Source organism: Corynebacterium sp. HFH0082 (assembly GCF_000411235.1).
GTDB classification, from domain to species: Bacteria; Actinomycetota; Actinomycetes; order Mycobacteriales; family Mycobacteriaceae; genus Corynebacterium; species Corynebacterium jeikeium_D.
This window is the reverse complement of the sequence record NZ_KE150404.1, coordinates 950,130-969,731: the sequence shown is the minus strand read 5'-3', so window position 1 is coordinate 969,731 and position 19,602 is coordinate 950,130. Positions and strand designations below refer to the sequence as shown.

The following is a 19,602-nucleotide window of genomic DNA, read 5'->3' as shown; positions in this document are numbered from 1 at the left end:
AGGTGGGGAGCATTTTACGTGCCAAAGGCCCGGGCACTAGCTCACTGACAATTAGTGAGCGTGATCGTGCTGCGGCTCTTCCTCCGGCTTATCCACAACGGAAGCCTCGGTGGTCAGCAGCATACGCGCCACGGAGGTTGCGTTGACGACTGCGGAGTGAGTGACCTTGACCGGGTCGATGACGCCGGACTCAATCAGGTTCTCGTAAGTGTCAGTAGCAGCGTTGTAGCCGTTGCCGTTCTCCAGCTCACCAATGTGGTAGACAACGACAGCACCGTCCTTACCAGCATTCTCAGCAATCCAGAAAGCCGGACGGGTCAGAGCCTTGGCAACTGCACGGACACCGACTGCCTCGTCGCCCTCGAACTCGTCAGCGAATGCCTCGAGTTCACGGGAGATCTGCACCAGTACGGAACCGCCGCCGGCGATGACGCCTTCCTGAGCTGCCGCACGAGCAGCGTTAATGGCATCCTCGACACGCAGCTTGCGCTCGTTGACCTCGGTCTCGGTAGCAGCGCCGACCTTAATGACAGCCACGCCGCCAGAGAGCTTCGCCAGACGCTCTTCCAGCTTCTCGCGATCCCAGTCAGAGTCAGTGCGCTCAATCTCGGCACGGATCTGGTTACGACGCTCTTCCACAGCCTCAGCGGTGCCGGCACCGTCAACCAGAACGGTCTCGTCCTTGGTAATGGTGATACGGCGTGCGTTACCCAGCACCTCAAGTCCTACGTCCTTCAGCTGCATGCCAGTGTCAGCCGTAACGACGGTTGCACCGGTGACAACTGCCAGATCATCCATGAACGCCTTACGACGGTCACCGAAGTACGGTGCCTTCACTGCGGCAACCTTCAAGGTCTTGCGCATAGCGTTGATGACCAGTGCGGACAGCGCCTCGCCCTCGATATCCTCAGCCATAATCAGAGTCGGCTTGCCGGACTCGGCAATCTTCTCCAGAATCGGCAGGAACTCCGGCAGGGAGGAAATCTTCTCACGGACCAGCAGCACCTGTGCACCGTCAAGAATTGCCTGCTGAGCCTCGACGTCGGTAATGAAGTACGGCGAGAGGAAGCCCTTGTTGAAAGACACGCCCTCGGTCACGGACAGCTCGGTGGCAATCGACTGCGACTCCTCCACAGAGACGACGCCGTCCTTGCCAACCTTGTCCATGGCACCTGCAACCAGGTCACCAATTTCAGTGTCGCGCGAGGAAACGGTTGCCACCTGTGCGATGGCAGCAGAGCTGCTGACCGAGGTGGCGCGCTGCTTCAGCAGCTCAACCGCCTTGTCGGATGCAGCGTGAATACCACGGTTCAGCGAAATCGGGTTTGCGCCGGCTGCAACGTTGCGCAGACCCTCGTGGACCAGCGCCTGTGCCAGCAGCGTTGCGGTAGTAGTACCGTCACCGGCAACGTCATTGGTCTTGACCGCAACGGACTTAACCAACTGCGCGCCGAGGTTCTCAAACGGATCCTCAACGTCGATGTCGCGGGCGATGGTCACACCATCATTGGTGACCAGCGGACCGCCGAAGGCCTTGTCCAGGACAACGTTGCGACCCTTCGGGCCAAGCGTGACCTTGACTGCGTCGGCAAGCGTGTCCACACCGCGCTTGAGGCCTTCGCGAGCCTCTTCGTTAAAAGCAATAAGCTTCGCCATGTGTGGGTACGTCCTCCCTTTAGTTCTCGATAACAGCCAGGATGTCGCGCTGCGACAGCAGCAGGTACTCTTCGCCCTGGTACTTCAGCTCAGTGCCGCCGTACTTGGAGAAGATGACGATGTCACCCTCCTTGACGTCCATAGGAATGCGGTCATCGTCATCGGCCCAACGACCCGGACCAACTGCGATAACGGTAGCTTCCTGCGGCTTCTCCTTAGCGGAGTCCGGGATAACCAGGCCAGAAGCCGTGGTGGTCTCTGCTTCGTTGATCTGGACGAGGACGCGGTCCTCCAGCGGCTTGATGTTGACGTTCGCCACGATGAATTCCTCCATACATGCGGTGATGTGATGTTCTTGTGCCGGTTGGTCTGCCGTGCACAGCCGTCGTCGCGGGTGAACAACTGTGTGTCAAACAACCTTCGTTAGCACTCTACCCCTGCAAGTGCTAACACTCAACAATAGTGAGCGCTAATGCTAATTGGTCAGCTTGTCGGGGTTACACGCCATACGACCGAACACAGTAACCGTCATTCCGTGTTCCTTGATGTACTCATCGCTAAAGCACGGGCCACCAGAACCGGTTGTGTAGTTACTGTCTGGCTCCCTCCTTTGCCAGGCACCTTCGTCCCATTGGTAGACCGCCAGTCCACCACTGTTTGCGCGCCCACCCAGCGCCCACCATCCGTCACAGGCGACAATCGTAAAGTTTTCCTCCGTAGTCGGGAACGCCGACGCGTCGCAATCCCCACTAATCGGATAATCGGGCGTAGCCGTACTCGCAGTTTCCCTCGTCTTGGTTTTCTCCGGCGACTTCACCTTCACGGTCTCCGTCGCAGTCGCAGTAACAGTGAGCTTCGGCGTTACTTCATCCTTGGCACCTGCACCAAACCATTGCTCACCTCGACCACTCGCAACTAGGTAAAGCACCGCTGCCACAGCGACGATCACCACAAGCAACAGCGCGACGACTGCCCATAACACTCCCCGACCACGACCGCGCTGGAGTTCAACTTGCGGTGCTTGCGTTGTTTGCAGTTCACCCTGCGGCGCAAACAGCTCAGTCTGATTATGCGAATTATCGGATGGCTGAAGTTCCCACTCGCTGTAGTCTTTACTCATTTTTGGGCAAGCGCTTTCCTGTAATTGTCTTGCAATCCATGGCAGAGAAACAAGTCAAAGTCAGTTAACGAAATTTAACATGGATCCGAGGGGCAATCACTGCTTATTGCATCACAGGATCTTCCACAGGCATGGAGGGGTCGGTCGGGCAGGCGTAGCCAGAGGGCTTGACCCCCGCGGCAATGAGGTAGGCGGCAGCTGCGCCAATCATGACACCGTTGTCGGTGCACAACTTAATCGGTGGCACGTGCAGCGTAATTCCCGCCGAGGTAGCTCGCGCCGCTGCGAGTTCACGCAACCTCGAGTTCGCAGCCACACCACCACCGAGCAGCAGCGTAGTGGCCCCCACATCCTGAGCTGCGCGAACGGCCTTCTTGGTCAATACATCGCAGACCGCCTCCTGGAAGGAAGCACAGACGTCCTCTACGGAGTACGCACGACCTTCCTTCTCCGCCGCCTCGACATAGCGGGCCACGGCGGTTTTCAAGCCGGAGAAGGAGAAGTCATGGCGCGCATCCTGCTGGCGCATCATGGCGCGAGGAAACGCGATGGCCTTGCGATTTCCCTGCTTAGCCAACTTATCGATAATCGGGCCGCCCGGGTAACCCAACCCAAGCAACCTCGAAACCTTGTCGTATGCCTCTCCGGCTGCGTCGTCAAGCGTCGATCCGAGCTCCTCCATCGGACGACCAACCCCCTGCACGCGCAGCAGCTGCGTGTGCCCGCCGGAAACCAAGAGCGCCACTGCGTTGGATAGATCTGCGCCATCGAGAGCTCCGACAGCAACGTGGCCACCAAGGTGATTAATGCCGTAGAAAGGCACACCCCAGGCGGCGGCATAAGCCTTCGCGCCTGCCGAACCGACCAGCAGCGCACCGGCGAGACCGGGCCCCACGGTAGCGGCGACGGCATCTGGGATAAAAGTATCGATACCGAGCTTGGCAGCTGCTTGCGCGCGCGCCTCGGAGACTACTGGCTGCAAGGCTTCCAAATGAGCGCGGGAAGCAATCTCCGGGACCACACCACCGAAGCGGGCGTGCTGCTCCATGGAGGATGCGACGACGTCGGCAAGCACTTCCACCTCGGGAATGGCGGGGGTGCTGGTGTCGGTGTCGTCGTAGCGCACACGCATCACTGCAGCGCCAGTCTCATCGCAGGAACTCTCGATTGCCAGCAGGGTCAACTCGGTCATAGCAGTCATGGTACTAGCGCACCACCGGGTCGCTTACCAGCGACCGAGTTTAAATTTCGAGGCGACCGAGGTTCCGCACAGCGGCACGCCAGAGAGCGTATTCCTCTGGGTAGTCATCGCGGTAGTGGCGCACGGCGCGCATACCGTGCTTAATACGCTCGATTTCCTCGTCGCCGATATCCTTGCCCTCGGCGTCGACAAATACGACCGTTCCGCAAATTGCGGTGGTGGGGTCGGTAAAGAAAGCCGAGTTGCCCGTAGCAGCCTCATTGCGGCCGAGGGACGCGACCGGATTCGGTTCAGCGCCCTCAGCCTTGGCCGTCGGGTTGTAGAGAGCGGCGTAATCGGCGCCGTCTTCCTGAAACGCCACCGAAACACGGTCGGAGGAAACTCCGCCGAGGAATGTAGCAGCGGCCTCCAACTCAAATTCGACGATGCGATGCGTCAGGTCAGGGTTCACCAGAAAACCTTTAATCATGGAAACAGAGGTACCGCACCGCACCCGCTCCCGCATCTCGAGAGCGCTACCCCCACTATGGCCGCGGGATGTTGCGGAGGTTCGACCGTGCCATGTTGATCATCTGACCAACGCCGCCGCCGAAGACGGTGCGAGTAGCGGCCTTGGAGAATCCCATCAGCATGTCCCAGGTGATATTTGCCGGGATGGACAGGGCATTCGGGTCGGTGATCATGTCCACCAGCACCGGGCCGTCGTATGCCAGCGCCTCCTGAATCAGGCGAGGCGCATCGGCCGGATCTTCAATTCGGATGGCCTTGATACCCAACGACTCTGCGACTCCGGCGTAGTCCACTGCGTCGTGATCGGTCTCGTGCTCCGGCAGCCCCTGAACCAGCATTTCCAGCTTGACCATGCCGAGCGAGGAGTTGTTGAACACAAACATCTTGATGGGTAGCTGCTCCTGCTTCACGGTGATGAGCTCACCGAGCAGCATTGACAGGCCACCGTCACCGTTGAAGGTAATGACCTGACGGTCCCGGTCAGCAGCCTGCACACCAATGGCCTGCGACAGTGCATTGGCCATAGTGCCGTGACGGAAAGAACCAATCTGCTCTCGCTTGCCATTCGGCGTGACGTAGCGTGCAGCCCAGACATTGCCCATACCGGTATCGACGGTGAAGACGGCATCGTCATCGGCGTACTTATCAATCAGGTCGGCTACATACTCCGGGTGAATCGGGCGCATGTTCTCAACGTCGTGGGTGTATGCCTCGATGACGTGGCTGAGCAGGCGCTCGTGGTTCCGCAGCTGCTTGTCCAGGAAGGAGCGATCGGTCTTTTCATCCAGGTGCGGCAGGATGGTTTCGATTGTGGCAGCCACATCGCCGACGACTGGGTACTTCACCGTGGTACGACGACCGATGGCACGACCATCGATATCGACCTGGGCGACGTTCTTAGTCGGCAGGAAGTCGTTGTACGGGAAGTCAGTACCGAGCAGAATCAACAGATCAGCATCGTTGGAGGCATCGTGGCAGGCGCCGTAGCCCAGCAGGCCGGACATACCGACGTCATAGGGGTTGTCGTACTGGATGTACATCTTGCCACCCAGCGCATGTCCCACCGGCGACTTAATCTTCTCCGCAAGCTTGAGCACCTGTTCGCGGGCGTCCTTCACACCTGCGCCACAGAAAAGCGTGACGGTTTTAGCCTCGTTGATTGCGTCGGCAAGCGCGGCGGCCTGGCCGGCGTCAGGGAATACGACTGGGCGACCGCTGCTGATAGTGGAGGTGACGAACTCATCATTTTCCACTTCATGCGTTGTAATGTCGCCCGGCAGAACCAGCACGGAAACACCGTGGCCAGTCATGGTCGACTGGATAGCGTGATGCAAAACGACGCCACCCTGCTCAGCGGAGTTGACCATCTCGCAGTAACCGGAGCACTCGTTGAAGATGAACTCCGGATGGGTCTCCTGGAAGAAGTTCGAGCCAATCTGGCGGGAAGGAATGTGCGATGCCAGCGCCAGCACCTTTGCGCCGTTGCGGTGGGAGTCATACAGGCCCTGAATGAGGTGGGTATTACCCGGGCCACAGGAGGCCGCACACACTGCTAATTCGCCGGTGACCAGGGACTCCGCGCCGGCGGCGAAGGCGGCAGCCTCTTCGTTGCGAACGTGCACCCACTCAATGGAGGACTCGCGCACAGCGTCGACAATGGGGTTCAAACTATCTCCAACGAGTCCGAAGATTCGCTTGACACCCTGCTTCTCTAGGGTTTCTACGAGCTGTTTTGCAAAGGTTTTAGCCATGTGCCTGGTTTAACGCAGATTAGTCAATACGTCAACATCTAGCTGGCCAACTCAGGCCGACACATCGTGTACGCATCCGCCCCAGAGCCCGGATAATAGTTCTTTCGCAGCCCCATATTTTCGAAGCCATAGCGCCGATACATAGCGATTGCGGGTTCGTTATCTGTGCGAACTTCCAAAAACACCGGGCCCGAATCCTCCGCCACAGCTGCCATCAGCGCGTCCATCAGCTGCGTCCCAAAGCCCCGGCGCTGCCACTTCTTCCCCACCCCGATGGTGTGAATCTCGTACTCGGCGGCACCCGCAGGCCCCAGCTTGGTAATCCCCGCATAGCCGCACAGTTCTTCGTCCTCGTCTACATCTGCAATCAGCCCGACGTAGAAATTGTTCGGCGCGGCCAGCTCGGCCATAAAGGCCGATTCCGACCAGGGATCGTCGCCGGCAAATAGCTCCGCCTCAATCGCCGCACACGCCTTGGCCGCAGGAGGCCCGAGACGCACTAGCTTGACGACGCTCATCTCATAGCCTTCGGGACAACGGCATCCGGACGGCGCAAGTACAGCGGCACCAGTGGGCCCGGCGCGGAGTCAAAGTCGACCGCTTCAACCATGGCTGTCGGAGTGGGAAAGACTTGTTCGGCAGCAACCTCAAGCCCGGTAATTTGCTCGATGTGGCTGAGGCTGCCGCGGGCCTGGCTCGGCGCGAAGTCGGCGGCTTCTGCTGCAAGTTCTTCCTTGAGCAGCTCCATGACGTCGGCTGGCTTGGCCACTCCCGGGCCGAAAACTCGCTGGCCATCGCGGTAGGCGGCGAAGTACACCTCGCGGCGGCGGGCATCGGTGACGACCAGTTCATCGCCAACGCCACCCGCGAGCGCATCCAGGCTGCAGATGCCGTAGCAGGGAATTCCCAGAGCGTCGGCGAAGGAGGCTGCGGTGGCCATACCAACGCGCAAGCCCGTAAACGGCCCCGGCCCACAGCCGACAACCACGGCATCTAGCTCGGTTGCCGCCACCCCACTGTCAGTGAGGCACTGCTGAATCAGCGGCACCAGCACCTCGTTGTGCGCACGGGCATCCAGGTGCAGCTTTTCGGCCACGGTTTCACCATCGCGGACAATTCCCGCGGTGACCTGTGGAGTCGATGTGTCAACGGCCAAAATGTTCATACTCAGTAACCTACTTGAACCGACTTGGAGCTACTTGCTCCACTTCCAGGTGACGACGCGGGCATCGTCGTCACGCGAACGATCGATACTCACCTGTAGATAGCGCTCGGAGAGCACCTCGGCGAGCCCCATTCCCCACTCGGCGACCACGACGCTGTCCTCGAGGTCGGTATCCAAATCGAGCGAGTCCAGCGCATCGAAGGCCTCGCCATCGGAGCCGGGGCCCTCTTCGCCAAAGAGTCGATAGGCGTCGACGTGGATGAGGGTGACGCCGTCGGTTGCCAGCGGACGGTGCTCGCGGGCGATTGTGAACGTCGGCGACGTCACGCGACCGCGCACGTTCATGCCACGGGCGATGCCCTGCGTGAGGGTCGTTTTGCCCGCGCCGAGTGGGCCATCGAGAATCACCAGATCCCCAGCTGCCAACTCCCGGCCAATCTCCTCGCCGAGGTCACGCATGTCCTCTGCGGTTGGCGCGAGCCGGCTGCGCACCCACTTTCGCTCGCTACGCCCCTTCGGTGCGGTGAGGATTTCGTAGTTAATGGTGCCGGATGCCTCCGCGAGGTCATCGAGACCGGGCTCCCCCAGTGTGGGATCACCGACGATAACCGCAGTGTCGCCGGCCTCGACTTCGGTGTCGGGCCCCAGGTCGACGACGAATTGATCCATACACACGCGCCCTACCTGCGGATAGCGCGTGCCATTGATGCTGACCTCGAAATGCCCGGAGGCCGAGCGCATCATACCGTCGGCGTAGCCACAGGGCACGATGCCGATGGTGGTATCGCGGTCAGCTGTCCACGTCTGTCCGTAGGACACCGACTGCCCCGCCGGCAGCTTCTTGACCAATATGACCGACGCTTCCCACCTCATCGCCGGACGCAATCCATGGGTGATCCCCACAATTGGCTCGCCACCATAAATCGCCAGCCCTGGACGCACCATATCGAAGGCCAGGTCAGGACGTGACAACGATGCCGGCGAATTCGCCGCATGGTTAATCAGCTCGTCCAGCCCCGCCTCACGCAGTGCCGCAATCGCAGCACAGAAATTCTGTGCCTGCTTATCGACGCTCTCGTGGCCCGGCTCATCCGCGCACGCAAAGTGCGTGAAAGCACCGGTGACGTTCAGAGCACCGGTCTTGTGCAGCTCAACCAGCTGAGCGACCGCATGCTCAAAGTCCCCATTGGCCATAGAGAATCCCGAGCGCCCCAAGCCCGTATCGACCATCACCGTCACACGTGGTGTCACCGACAGCGCCCGCCCGGCATTGGCCACGGCCAGCGCATGAACCATCGACGGCAGACCGAGGTCAATATCTGCAGCCACAGCTCGCTGCACCAACGAGGTGGCCGCTGCGTCCCAGATCCAGGCAAGGATGGGGATGGCGTGGCCGTCGTCAAGCGTGGCGCGGAGTTCCTCGCGGAGGGAGAGCGCCTCGTCGATTGTTGCGACACCGAGCTGCGTTGCCCCGCCGGCCAGCGCGGCACGCGCGGTCTGCAGCGCACCCTGCGAGTAGCCGTCCGCCTTGACGACGGCCATGAATTCCGACACCCCTGCGATGGCCTTGACGGTCTTCACATTGTGGGTGATCGCGTCGAGATTAACGGTATGGGTCAGGATGGCTGGTGCCGAGGAAGTCATAGCCGTATTTTGCCACTGCTGCCTTCGTTGGTGAACCATGCGGTGGCATCTCGGATGGATTCGGCGATGTCCTGGGCGCTGCAGGGTGCTGGTCCGAACTCTGTCTGCGCGGCCAAAAATGCGGCGCGCGCATGAATAATTGCTGGTAGATAGAGGGCTTCGCCACGCGCTACCCAGGCGCCGAGGAGCCCGGACAGTACATCGCCAGAGCCCGGCGTGGCTGCCCAGGAGCTACCCGCGTCAATCACGACTGTGCGCTGCGTTGTCGGATTGACCATCACAGTGCGGCGTCCCTTGAGCAACACTTCGGAGGAGAACTGCTCGGCAAGTTCACGCGCATCTGCGATGGGGTTAGTGACCTCGTGCCCGGTCAGGCGCTCGAATTCACCGGCGTGCGGCGTGAGAACAGTGCGCAGGTTGCGCTCCTGGCCGCGCTCACGAACGAGCTGTCGGATGTCCTCATGCTTCGACAGCAGTGTCAGTGCGTCAGCGTCGATGACCACTGGTTTGTCAGTGGCCAGAATGTCTCGCAGTTCCTCGGCGGCTTTCTCATCAGTGCCCCGACCGGGACCGACGACCCAGGCATCGACGCGTACCTCTTTGCGATCCACCGAGTCCTGCTGCGTAATGACCGTCGGCAAGGCTGCGGTGATGCGGTTACGTGCGGCCGCGTCGCCGACATAGATGACCGCGGGACTGGTCGCATGCACGGCAGCGGTGACGCACAGCTGACCTGCGCCGGGATACGCCTCGCTACCGGCGGCGATTCCTGTAACTCCAGTGGAGTACTTGTGGTCTGCAGCACCGGGTTCGAGCGGGGTCATCGCGCCAAGTGGTGCCGGAAAGCTCCCGCCTAGGGCTTCGTAGAACTCCACGGTCGGAGTCTGGTGGTGGACGGCATTGTAGGTACCGTTTTCATAGAGCGTCTGCCCCAGTCCTGGAAGTTCGAGGGAGAAGGCATCGAGCGCAATTTCGTGTAATTCGACGGTGCCACAGGATTCGGACAGCGAGTGCGCGTAGCGCAGACCGCCGAAAGTCACCGTTGTCGTGGCCTCGACGTGAGATGGCAAGTACGGGTTCTGTCCCTCCTCCAAATCAGGGTCTGGATTGATGGTCTGGGCAGGCGGGTCAAAAGTACGCCCAGTATCGGCTTCTACGCCGCTCGGCACATCAACCGCGAGAATGGGAACTTTGCCCAACCGCGCTTCGCGCACCAACCACGCGGCCTCTTCACGCAGCGCGCCGTGACCTCCGAGCCCCACGATGCCGTCGATGATCAATGCGTAGTCTTCACTAATCGACCACAGAATCTTCGATAAATCCGTCTCCCGGTCACACCCCAACGGCAGCACCCGCCCACCTGCGAGTTCAAAAGCTTTCAGCGCCCGTTCATGCGGCTTCGAGCCCAGCAAAACCGCATCCACGCCATGCCCATCCGAGGACAAGTTTCGGCCAGCATAGAGTGCATCGCCACCATTGCCTCCCGATCCGACCAACAGCAGCACGCGACCGCGACCAGGCTCCGGAGATGCCTCTGAGAGCATCCGCTCCGCCACCTCCGACACAGCGGCGGCTGCGTGGCGCATGAGTTCGTCGTCACGCGTTTGTGCGTCCAGATAGGGCTGTTCCGCGGCGCGAATTTCGGCAGCTGTGTAGCAGTACGTCATAAACCCAGCCTACGATTAGCCCCTATGGATGACTACTCCCCGAGCACGCGAGTTTTCGGCCCTCTACTGCGCGCCTTTCCGCAGGCATACCTGCGCTCGTTGCGTCATCCCGAATGGATCCCCCACGGCGTGCAGGACGTTCGCGAAATCCTCGACGGCAAAGTCACTCCTGACCTGGACAGATACAACGGTCGCACACCAATTGTCCTGGTTCACGGCACCTGGATGAACTCGTTCAACTCCTTCGCCATGTTGGGGCCGTTCCTCGCCCGGAATCGCCCCGTATTCTCACTCGATTACGGCTCCGACCCCGCCGCGCTGGTCAGCCGTCTCCGTAGCGTCAAAGCCACCACCGATTTGAGCGATGCGCTCGCTGAAGTCACCGACCTTCTCGACCGCTTCCGAGCCCACCTCTCCCTACCCCGCATCGACCTCATCGGTCATTCCCAGGGCGGTCTACACTGCCGCAGCTACGCCAACGCGAGCATCGATTCGCTTTACGACGACGCCCTCAACCATGGCCTCAACGAAGAAGAAGCCGAGCAGTACGCCTCCGACAACAACCCCGTGCGGGCAGTGATCTCGCTTGCGGGAAACCATCGCGGCACTACTGCGTGGGGCATGCGCCGAAGGCTCAGTGCCCTTGAGCGATGCGGCCTACCGATGCACAAGCTCGTCGACCGCCTTGTCGGCCGTGCCTGCATTCAACAGCTGCTGGACTCTGACTACATTGCGACTCTGAACCGCGCAGCGCGTGGCATTACCCGACGTGGTCCGCACTACCTGAATATCGGCACCCCTTTTGACACCGTGGTTCGCCCGTGGACCGGCGCCTTTTTGCCCGAACAAGAGGGTCACCACATTACGAACGTCAACAATGCCACTGGCGGTGGCGACTGGTCTGATCACCTCGCACTGCTCTACTCCCCCAATACGCTCGAACGCATTCACGAGTTCTTGGAGGAACTGGATGGCGCTGAAGCTGGTAATGTCCCGCATCATCCGCGACAGCGAGTCCTGCCTATGTACGGCGCCCTGCCGAGGGGCCTCGGACGGAGGAGGCTCGGACGGAGGAGGTCCGGGCGGAGGGGCCGGATCTAATTCAGCACAGAATTTTAGAACATATTTCCAGAATTCTATTGACAGTTTTTCAAACAGGTGTACGATTTGGGTTATAGGGAAAATTTGTAAGCGAAAGTTCTTTGTCTGGTGCACAGAAGTCGGCGGGACTGGTTGAAACAGCCTCCACCACGCTTCTCTCCACCACAGAACACAATCTTCAATTCTCCGGCGGACACGTAGTAATCAGGGGGATAACCAATGTCATCGCCGCCCACAGAACTTCCAGCACCAGGTCAAAAGCCCTCATGGGCCAACCAGCAATCCGACGACCCGATTAGCCTCGCGGCCCGTGCCATCAACGCCGCAGACCTTCAACTCATCGATATCTGCGCTCCCGGTGACGAGGTCGATGTCAATCACCATCTTGCCCGCATAAGCATTCGAACCGGCCTTAGCCGCGGCAAGTGTTCTACGCTGTGCGAAATTGCGCTGATGTTCGAACGCCTACCAAAAGTCCGGGCTCTCATCGAATCCACCTTCTGTTTCTCGTTAGCCCATCTCCGCGCCATCGCCAATGGCGTTGCCGGGCTGTCACCAGATCAGTTCGACACGGTAGAGCCCCATCTTTTGGAAATGCTCACTCCGACGCGACCTCGACAAGCAATGGTTGGTGTCTACACGCTGTCTCGTCTAATCGGCGACTTGGTTTCTGAGTACAACGACTGCGCCCGCAACGACGGCACCCAACGGGTTCCAGAAGGCGAAGCGGTCGCACTCTCCGACACGGGCGATGGCAAGCACAAAAAGGTCACAGCAATCCTTGAAAACGACCGCGCGACCGAGCTCATGGCCAGGATTCAGGGGATTCGCAACACAGCAATCAATCGTGGTGAACAGTGCACGCAGGCGGAAGCGCTACTACAGCTGGCACAGAAATCGACCAATGCCGAGATTGTCATCAATGTCTACCGCGAGGTCGGCGGTGGGCCAGCATGGATTGATGGCGTCGGCTGGTTGAGCGAGGTAGCCACCGAAGAATGGCTTGCTCGCGCAACTCACATCCGTATCTCCGCCGACAGCAAGGTGGATGGTTACCGCCCCACTGAGAGCCAGGTGGCTCGCGTCCGTGGGCGTGACGGTACCTGCCGCTTCCCCGGCTGCGACGTCCCGGCAGCCAAGTGCGACCTGGACCATATTCAGCCGTACAACCACGACAATCCCAAGCAGGGCGGGCCGACTGACACTGAGAATCTGCACTGTCTCTGCCGCCGACACCACAATCTAAAAACGCACGAGGGCTGGGATATCGACAGATACCCCGACGGAACAGAAGTGTGGACTTCCCGTAATGGGGACACCGCGACTAGCGTTCCGGTTGGGCCGCTAAAGAACGTCGGCAAGCAAACTTTTCATCAGCGCGTGACACGGAAGATGAAGACGATTCAGAAACGCAACCTCGATTGGATGTTGTCATTTTGCGACGTACCTGACGAGGTCTGGGAGCTAACAGAGGAGGAAGAAAAACGCATCGAGTCCCTCACGGATGAAGAACTCGATGCGGAGATTGAGCAGTACCGACGAAAGCAGGACGAACTACTCGACGGTGACTGACTTAGCCAGGTTGCGCGGCTTATCGATGTCCTCGTTACCGCACTGGCGAGCGATCTCAGCTGCCAGGAACTGCATCGGAATCGTAGACAACAGCGGCTGGAGCAGCGTGGACGTCTCCGGGATTTCAATCAGGTAGTTCGCAAAAGGAACCACCGACTGATCCCCTTCTTCGGCAATCACGATGGTCTTGGCACCTCGGGCTCGAATCTCCTGGATGTTGGAGACAATCTTGGAGTGCAGCACGGCGCGCCCCTTCGGCGATGGCACTACGACGACGACCGGAAGATCATCCTCGATGAGTGCAATTGGGCCATGCTTGAGCTCGCCTGCCGGGAACCCCTCTGCGTGAATGTAGGCAAGCTCCTTGAGCTTCAGCGCACCCTCAAGTGCGACTGGGAAACCAACGTGTCGGCCGAGGAAGAGCATCGTCGGAATAGCACCGATTTCCTTGGCCATGTCGATGAACTCATCGCCCTTAGCGACGACCTTGTCAATCAGTGCCGGGATGGTCTCCAGCTCTTCAAACTCGCGAGTGACCTCATCCGGGTACTTAGTGCCGCGTGCCTGGGCAAGAGCCAATCCGACCAGGTAGTTTGCGGCTACCTGCGCCAGGAACGACTTGGTTGCAGCAACACCAATCTCCGGGCCGGCGTGCGTGTAGAGCACGGCGTCAGACTCACGCGGAATCTGTGCACCGTTGGTATTACAGACAGCCAGCACGCGGGCGCCCTGGCTCTTTGCGTGTCGCACGGCCTCAAGGGTGTCAGCAGTCTCGCCCGACTGCGAAATAGCGACCACCAGCGTCTGGCGGTCCAGCACCGGATCGCGGTAGCGGAACTCGGACGCGACCTCAATCTCGACCGGGATGCGAACCCAGTGCTCAATGGCGTACTTGGCCAACAAACCAGAGTGGTATGCGGTACCACAGGCGACGACGAAGACCTTCTCGATGTCACGCAGATCTTGGTCACTCAGGCGAGACTCGTCGAGAACGATGCGGCCGTCAACGAGGTGACCGGCCAACGTATCGCGGACGGCGGCAGCCTGCTCGTGGATTTCCTTCATCATGAAGGAGTCATAGCCACCCTTTTCGGCTGCGGCGAGATCCCAGTCGATGGTGAATGGTCGACCCTGCTGCTCATTGCCGGCGAAATCCAGGATACGGTAATCATCTGCGGTGATGATGACGACGTTGTCCTGGCCCAGCTCCACGGCCTCGCGGGTGTGCGCGATGAAAGCCGCAACATCGGAGCCGAGGAACATTTCGTTTTCGCCCACACCGACAATCAGCGGAGTGGAGCGACGAGCAGCGATGATGCGATCCGGGTGGTCTGCATGAGTAAACAGCAGCGTGAAAGCACCCTCGAGGCGGTTGAGCACGGACAGCGCAGAGGCCTCGAAATCACCAGCGGTAGATCCGCCGTCGGAACCGTCCAGGGCACGGGCGAGCATGTGCGCGACGACCTCGGAGTCGGTTTCGGACTTCAGCTCAATGCCGGCATCCTCCAGCTCCTGACGTAGCGGAGCAAAGTTCTCGATAATGCCGTTGTGGACGATAGCCACCTTGCCGTCATAGGACTGGTGTGGGTGGGCATTCTCATCAATTGGGCGACCGTGGGTAGCCCAGCGGGTGTGCCCAATTCCGGTGGTTCCAGTGATTTTGTCGCGCCCATCCGCGTCAAGGGCAGCCTCGAGGTTGGCGAGTTTACCGGCCTTCTTCTCTACAGTGATATGCCCCTGATCGTCGACAATGGCAACACCCGCGGAGTCATAGCCACGGTATTCCATGCGTCGTAGCGCATCGACAGCAATATCCAGGGCGGGCTGATGGCCCACATATCCAACGATTCCACACATGCCCTACAGAATAACCCGCGAAGCGGAAAATCGTCATAACGAAATAGACATTCTCGCTCATCCTGGCACTTTTTCAGCAAAGGTATGCACCTTATAGTTAAGCTATTCACTGTGGCTGACAACTTGAAGACTCTGACATCTAATCTTTCCAAGCGTGGACCGCACCGCGTCATGGTCGGTGATCTCGCTTTTACTGGCCTGCCGGGAAAGGTCTACACGCCTGCCGAGGGCAATGGCATCCCCGGTATCGCCTTCGCACACGATTGGCGCACACCGATTGAGGAGTACCACGCCACGCTGCGTCACCTAGCTTCGTGGGGCATCGCGGTCGCTGCTCCGGACACCGAAAATGGCATCGTGGCAGATCACCGTGGTCTCGCCAACGATTTGGAGACAGCGCTCCAGATTCTCGCTGGTGTCCGCCTCGGAGAGGGCAAGGTCGTCGTCCACCCGAAGAAACTCGGCGTTGCCGGTCACGGCATGGGCGCGGGCGTAGCCGTCCTCGCCGCTGCTGGTCACGACCTCATCTCCGGCGTTGGCTGCGTCTTCCCCGCAACTACCGCGCCTTCCTCCAGCGCCGCTGCAACTAATGTCTCGGCTCCGGGCCTCGTCCTGGCCCCTGGCGAGGATCAGTGGCTCGATCGCGGCAACCCAGCTCGCCTGGCTGTTCAGTGGAAGGGCGATGTCGTTTACCGCGAAGTAGACAAGGCTGACCAGGGCAGCTTCTCGGAAACAACTCTTCTCCGTCGTCTAGCGGGCTTCTCTTCCTCCAAGGTGAAGTACCAGGAGGTCGCGCGCGCCGCACTCACAGGCTTCCTGCTGGCCACGGTCGGTGACGACAAGAAGTACTCGGATTTCGCAGACCCGACCGCCACTATCAAGGGCACAACTAACCGCGACATGGAGTGGCTCATCAAGGAGCTGCCGGAAAACCCGGAGCACTCGCTGATTCCCGGCAAGTAGTCACTAGGCCACGCTTCAGGACACGCCCCGAATCGACTTCACCGTCGGCGTCCCTTTCCCCGCCCGCCCGAACAACCGCGTAACGGTTCCCTTCGGTCGGGCGGTTTTTTGTTGCTTTTCGACGCCCGCCGCCACCTCCCTCTCCTTAGTTTCGCGTGCTTTACGACGCTCCTCCAAACCCTGCAATTCTTTCTGTGCCCTCTGTATCGCCGTATCGAACTCCTGCCTGGTCATTGCAGCAGCGTCGTAATAGGCCTGCCCAATCCGGTCATATTTCGCGGCATGCTTACTCCCCATTACCACTCACCTGCCGTTGGCGAATTGACCGCGCCCACAAGCTCCTGGACGTTGGGCTGCTCAGGGGGCTCGGGCACAGCTGAAGCAGATTCCTGCACTGATGCTGCCGAATCCTGGGCTGGTGCTGGCTGCGGCTCTGCTTGTGGTTCTGGCTGCGGTTCCGCTCGCTGTTCTGCTTGCGGTTCCTGTGGCAGCTCGATTCCCAAGTGCTTTAGTTTCTCAGCTGGAGGAGGCGGTTCAGGAACATTTTCAGGTTCGGGCTCGGGTTCAGGTTCGGGCTTGGGTTCTGGTTCGGGCTTGGGCTCGGGTTCCGGTTCGCAAACCTCAGGTTCCGGTTCGGGATCCGGCACACAGTCCTCCGGCGCAGGAGCTGGTGCTGGTGCTGGCGTTGGTGCCTGTTCGCACACTGACTCTTCCGTCTCCGTGCACATGTCTAAGTTGAGCAGCGAGGAGGCGACACTGCCCGCAACACCCACAGCCCCCGCAATTCCAGCGACACTGGCCGCCCCGGCAGCGCCAATGGCACCTCCAAGGGATATCCCAGCAGCAACGCCTGCCTCTATCCCAATATCAACGTTGGCAACGACCCCAATTCCACCAGCGATAGCACCGTTGCCACCGGTTACAGTAGCTCCTTCGCCACTCACAGACTCAGCCACCTCTGCACAGGCCGCCGAGGTAGCACCCGAACTGGCAGGGACAGTAGGAGGCTGCGGCGGGGTGGAGACCACCGCGGCCTCAGTGTCACACGCTGCCTGCTCAAGACATTGCTCGATGCAGGCATTGCGAGCATCGTAGAGCTGACCAGTGGAGTCGACGAGACTGTTACACACCTGCTGGGCCACTTGTGCTGCTTCGGCGCCGACCTCCGGATCGTCGACAAGCGCTTCGCACTGAGAGAGGACGCCGTCGGTTTGCTCGGCCATATCTTCGGCCTGCTTTTCGCAATCCTCAAGGACCTCGTCGACTTTCTTGCCGCACTCGCCGACGCTCTGCGCGCCATTGGCGGACTGCTCATCCTGATTCGCACAGTCCTGCGCGGCTTTATCACAGCGTTCCTTGGCGGCGTCGGCGGCATCGCCTTTCAAACCGCCCCAATCGAAAGCCATAGCAATAGTTATCGCGGAGGCTATCAACCCCACGGAGTTGGAGAACTTGGATAGGGCGCTGCCCTTCCAGCCGTCAGCGCGTCGCACCTTATCCAAGACTTTGGGCAGATTCTTGCCGATGCCGCCGACCCCGCGCTTGGCTCCAATACGGCTTCCACGGCCAATAACACGCACCAATATCGGAAGAATTCGAGCAACCCATGGCATCAGTCCACTACCTCAATTCCACCGAGGTCGGCGCTCCCGTCGCTGTCACAGCCTGCAAAGACACGCCACTGTTCCCGCACTGCCGGAGCATGATTGCCAAGTCCCGCGTACATCGATTGCCCGTGCTCACGCAGCCGCGCTGCCGCCTGCTGCAGACGACGCCCCTGGGCGGCAAAACCCTGGCCACAGTCTGCCGCGGAAATATCGGGAGCGCTTCCCCACCGCTCATGGCCTTCACGGCCGCGCTGCTCGATCTCTCGGGCAGCCGCTGTCACTGCATCTTCCGAAAAGTGCAGCAAGCCTCCGCCACTGCCTCCAGTAAAACGTGCGGACACGAAAAATCCCCTTCCCCGCGAAAAACAGTTCTTATTACTGTTAGGCGCGAAAAAAGGGGATTCGGTTCCGTTGAGGTACTAGCGCGGGTGCCCCCGGGGCTAACGAGCGCGGTAGATGCGCTTACACCCCTCAACACCAGTGAAGCTGAATGGGCCGGTGCCAATCAGGGCGTCGTCTCCCAGGTTGGAGTACTCACCCGGATCTTCATGCGTCACCTGAGCGTGGCGGTAGTAGGTCGGATCATCGAGCTTTACGCGTTCATCCAGTTCACGAGCATTATCTTCGGCGCGCAGCTGGGACTCGTAGCCCTCGACCACATTGCCGGTGAGGAACTCAGCAACCGAGCCGGAACCATAGGAGACAACAGCGACCTTCTTACCAGCCAGGTCCTTCTCGGTGTCCAGCAGCGAGAGCAGGCCGAAGTAGGCCGATGCTGTGTAGGAGTTACCGATGATGCGGTTGTACTCAGTAGTTGGGCCGAGCTGGCGGGCCTCGTCCTCTGCGGTGAGCTCCACACCGTTATTGGCCGAAAGCTGCCGGTGCGCCTTGTAGGCCATTTTGGTAAACGGCTGGTGGTAGCTGAAGTAGTCAATCTCGCTGAAGTCCACACCGCCGCGGGCACGGTAGTCCTCGTAAGCACCCTGAACAGCGTCGATGTAAGCACTAATAGAGAGCTTGCCCTCCACCAACGCCTGGCTGCGGTGGTTCGGACGCCAGAAGTCCATAACTTCGCGGGTAAAGACGCCCGAAGCCGCATCGATAGCCAGGATGCGCGGATTAGCGGTCACCAGCATGGCTACAGCACCTGCACCCTGGGTCGGCTCCGCAGCGGAGTCCAGGTCATAGCGGGCAATGTCGGAGGCGACAACGATGACCTTCTCCTCCGGATTGCGGGCCACCAGAGCGCACGCGAACTGCAGCGCCGCGGTACCGGAGTAGCAGGCCTGCTTCAGCTCGACAGAGCGCGCATGCGGGTCAAGACCGACCAACTCATGCACATAGACAGCAGCGGCCTTCGACTGGTCAATACCGGTCTCAGTGGCGAACATGATGGTGCGCACGCCGTCGATACCGTGGCGGTCCACAATCTTCTTCACCGCGGTCGCGGCCATCGTCACCGGATCTTCATCAGAGGCAACCACGCTGGAGCGTTCCTGCCCCAGGCCCTTGTGGTACTTTGCCGGTTCCGCTCCGAGTCGGGGCGCAATATCGGCGAGGTCAATGCAGTACGAACCCGTCGCAAAGGCGATGTCATCAATACCGATCGGGGTCACATTGCTTGTTGTCATCAAAACCGTGCCTTCACTACCTCTACAGATTTTTAAGAAATAACGGGCAACGAAACATCCCTATGTCATCAGAACGGCCATCAGAGCAGTCATCAGACCACAGGATATTTTGCCCACAAAATGTTAATTGCCTACTACAGAAATCTAGCGCGTTTAC

At 59.9% G+C, this 19,602-nt stretch carries 18 protein-coding genes; 3 read left to right on the top strand and 15 right to left on the bottom strand.

Annotated elements, in window-relative coordinates:
- Positions 1–51: 51 nt before the first annotated feature.
- The 10 genes from groL to HMPREF1206_RS04100 form a co-directional block, all read right to left on the bottom strand.
- On the bottom strand, positions 52–1,656 hold the full coding sequence (gene groL / locus HMPREF1206_RS04145) for a chaperonin GroEL (protein ID WP_016422116.1): 1,605 nt from the start codon (positions 1,654–1,656) through the stop codon (positions 52–54).
- Positions 1,657–1,675: 19 nt separating this feature from the next.
- Positions 1,676–1,975: a co-chaperone GroES gene (gene groES, locus HMPREF1206_RS04140; protein WP_005510054.1), complete on the bottom strand. Its 300-nt coding sequence runs from the start codon at positions 1,973–1,975 to the stop codon at positions 1,676–1,678.
- 156 nt (positions 1,976–2,131) lie between these two features.
- A complete protein-coding gene (locus HMPREF1206_RS04135) occupies positions 2,132–2,776 on the bottom strand; it encodes a hypothetical protein (protein WP_016422115.1) in 645 nt (214 codons plus the stop codon).
- A 103-nt stretch (positions 2,777–2,879) separates the two neighbouring features.
- A complete protein-coding gene (gene tsaD, locus HMPREF1206_RS04130) occupies positions 2,880–3,959 on the bottom strand; it encodes a tRNA (adenosine(37)-N6)-threonylcarbamoyltransferase complex transferase subunit TsaD (protein ID WP_042389151.1) in 1,080 nt (359 codons plus the stop codon).
- Positions 3,960–4,017: 58 nt separating this feature from the next.
- Complete coding sequence (locus HMPREF1206_RS04125; protein WP_042388422.1) at positions 4,018–4,446, bottom strand: hypothetical protein; 429 nt, start codon at positions 4,444–4,446, stop codon at positions 4,018–4,020.
- Positions 4,447–4,501: 55 nt separating this feature from the next.
- Complete coding sequence (locus HMPREF1206_RS04120) at positions 4,502–6,238, bottom strand: pyruvate dehydrogenase (protein ID WP_016422112.1); 1,737 nt, start codon at positions 6,236–6,238, stop codon at positions 4,502–4,504.
- 38 nt (positions 6,239–6,276) lie between these two features.
- Positions 6,277–6,756: a ribosomal protein S18-alanine N-acetyltransferase gene (gene rimI / locus HMPREF1206_RS04115; protein WP_016422111.1), complete on the bottom strand. Its 480-nt coding sequence runs from the start codon at positions 6,754–6,756 to the stop codon at positions 6,277–6,279.
- Entirely contained in the window at positions 6,753–7,403 is a 651-nt protein-coding gene (gene tsaB / locus HMPREF1206_RS04110) for a tRNA (adenosine(37)-N6)-threonylcarbamoyltransferase complex dimerization subunit type 1 TsaB (protein ID WP_016422110.1), read from the bottom strand. The genes rimI and tsaB overlap by 4 nt, the downstream gene beginning before the upstream one ends.
- 30 nt (positions 7,404–7,433) lie before the next feature.
- Positions 7,434–9,047: a bifunctional alanine racemase/tRNA (adenosine(37)-N6)-threonylcarbamoyltransferase complex ATPase subunit type 1 TsaE gene (locus HMPREF1206_RS04105; RefSeq protein ID WP_016422109.1), complete on the bottom strand. Its 1,614-nt coding sequence runs from the start codon at positions 9,045–9,047 to the stop codon at positions 7,434–7,436.
- A complete protein-coding gene (locus HMPREF1206_RS04100) occupies positions 9,044–10,714 on the bottom strand; it encodes a bifunctional ADP-dependent NAD(P)H-hydrate dehydratase/NAD(P)H-hydrate epimerase (protein WP_016422108.1) in 1,671 nt (556 codons plus the stop codon). The genes HMPREF1206_RS04105 and HMPREF1206_RS04100 overlap by 4 nt, the downstream gene beginning before the upstream one ends.
- Before the next feature lie 24 nt (positions 10,715–10,738).
- On the opposite strand from HMPREF1206_RS04100, the gene HMPREF1206_RS04095 reads away from it, so the two are divergent.
- Positions 10,739–11,815, top strand: coding sequence for a triacylglycerol lipase (locus tag HMPREF1206_RS04095; protein ID WP_016422107.1), 1,077 nt, complete (start codon positions 10,739–10,741; stop codon positions 11,813–11,815).
- A gap of 219 nt (positions 11,816–12,034) precedes the next feature.
- Positions 12,035–13,387, top strand: coding sequence for an HNH endonuclease signature motif containing protein (locus tag HMPREF1206_RS04090; RefSeq protein WP_016422106.1), 1,353 nt, complete (start codon positions 12,035–12,037; stop codon positions 13,385–13,387).
- Here the strand turns inward: HMPREF1206_RS04090 and glmS are convergent.
- On the bottom strand, positions 13,370–15,244 hold the full coding sequence (glmS, locus tag HMPREF1206_RS04085; RefSeq protein WP_016422105.1) for a glutamine--fructose-6-phosphate transaminase (isomerizing): 1,875 nt from the start codon (positions 15,242–15,244) through the stop codon (positions 13,370–13,372). The two genes, HMPREF1206_RS04090 and glmS, sit on opposite strands and share 18 nt — an antisense overlap.
- Positions 15,245–15,355: 111 nt before the next feature.
- On the opposite strand from glmS, the gene HMPREF1206_RS04080 reads away from it, so the two are divergent.
- A complete protein-coding gene (locus HMPREF1206_RS04080; protein ID WP_049169967.1) occupies positions 15,356–16,207 on the top strand; it encodes a dienelactone hydrolase family protein in 852 nt (283 codons plus the stop codon).
- 15 nt (positions 16,208–16,222) lie between these two features.
- On the opposite strand, the gene HMPREF1206_RS04075 is transcribed toward HMPREF1206_RS04080, so the two are convergent.
- The 4 genes from HMPREF1206_RS04075 to HMPREF1206_RS04060 form a co-directional block, all read right to left on the bottom strand.
- Positions 16,223–16,504, bottom strand: coding sequence for a hypothetical protein (locus HMPREF1206_RS04075; RefSeq protein WP_016422103.1), 282 nt, complete (start codon positions 16,502–16,504; stop codon positions 16,223–16,225).
- Positions 16,504–17,820, bottom strand: a complete 1,317-nt coding sequence (locus HMPREF1206_RS04070; protein WP_016422102.1) for a hypothetical protein — start codon at positions 17,818–17,820, stop codon at positions 16,504–16,506. Before HMPREF1206_RS04070 ends, HMPREF1206_RS04075 begins: the two co-directional genes overlap by 1 nt.
- Positions 17,820–18,155: a hypothetical protein gene (locus HMPREF1206_RS04065; RefSeq protein ID WP_016422101.1), complete on the bottom strand. Its 336-nt coding sequence runs from the start codon at positions 18,153–18,155 to the stop codon at positions 17,820–17,822. The genes HMPREF1206_RS04070 and HMPREF1206_RS04065 overlap by 1 nt, the downstream gene beginning before the upstream one ends.
- A gap of 99 nt (positions 18,156–18,254) precedes the next feature.
- Entirely contained in the window at positions 18,255–19,445 is a 1,191-nt protein-coding gene (locus HMPREF1206_RS04060; protein ID WP_016422100.1) for a hydroxymethylglutaryl-CoA synthase, read from the bottom strand.
- Positions 19,446–19,602: the final 157 nt, after the last annotated feature.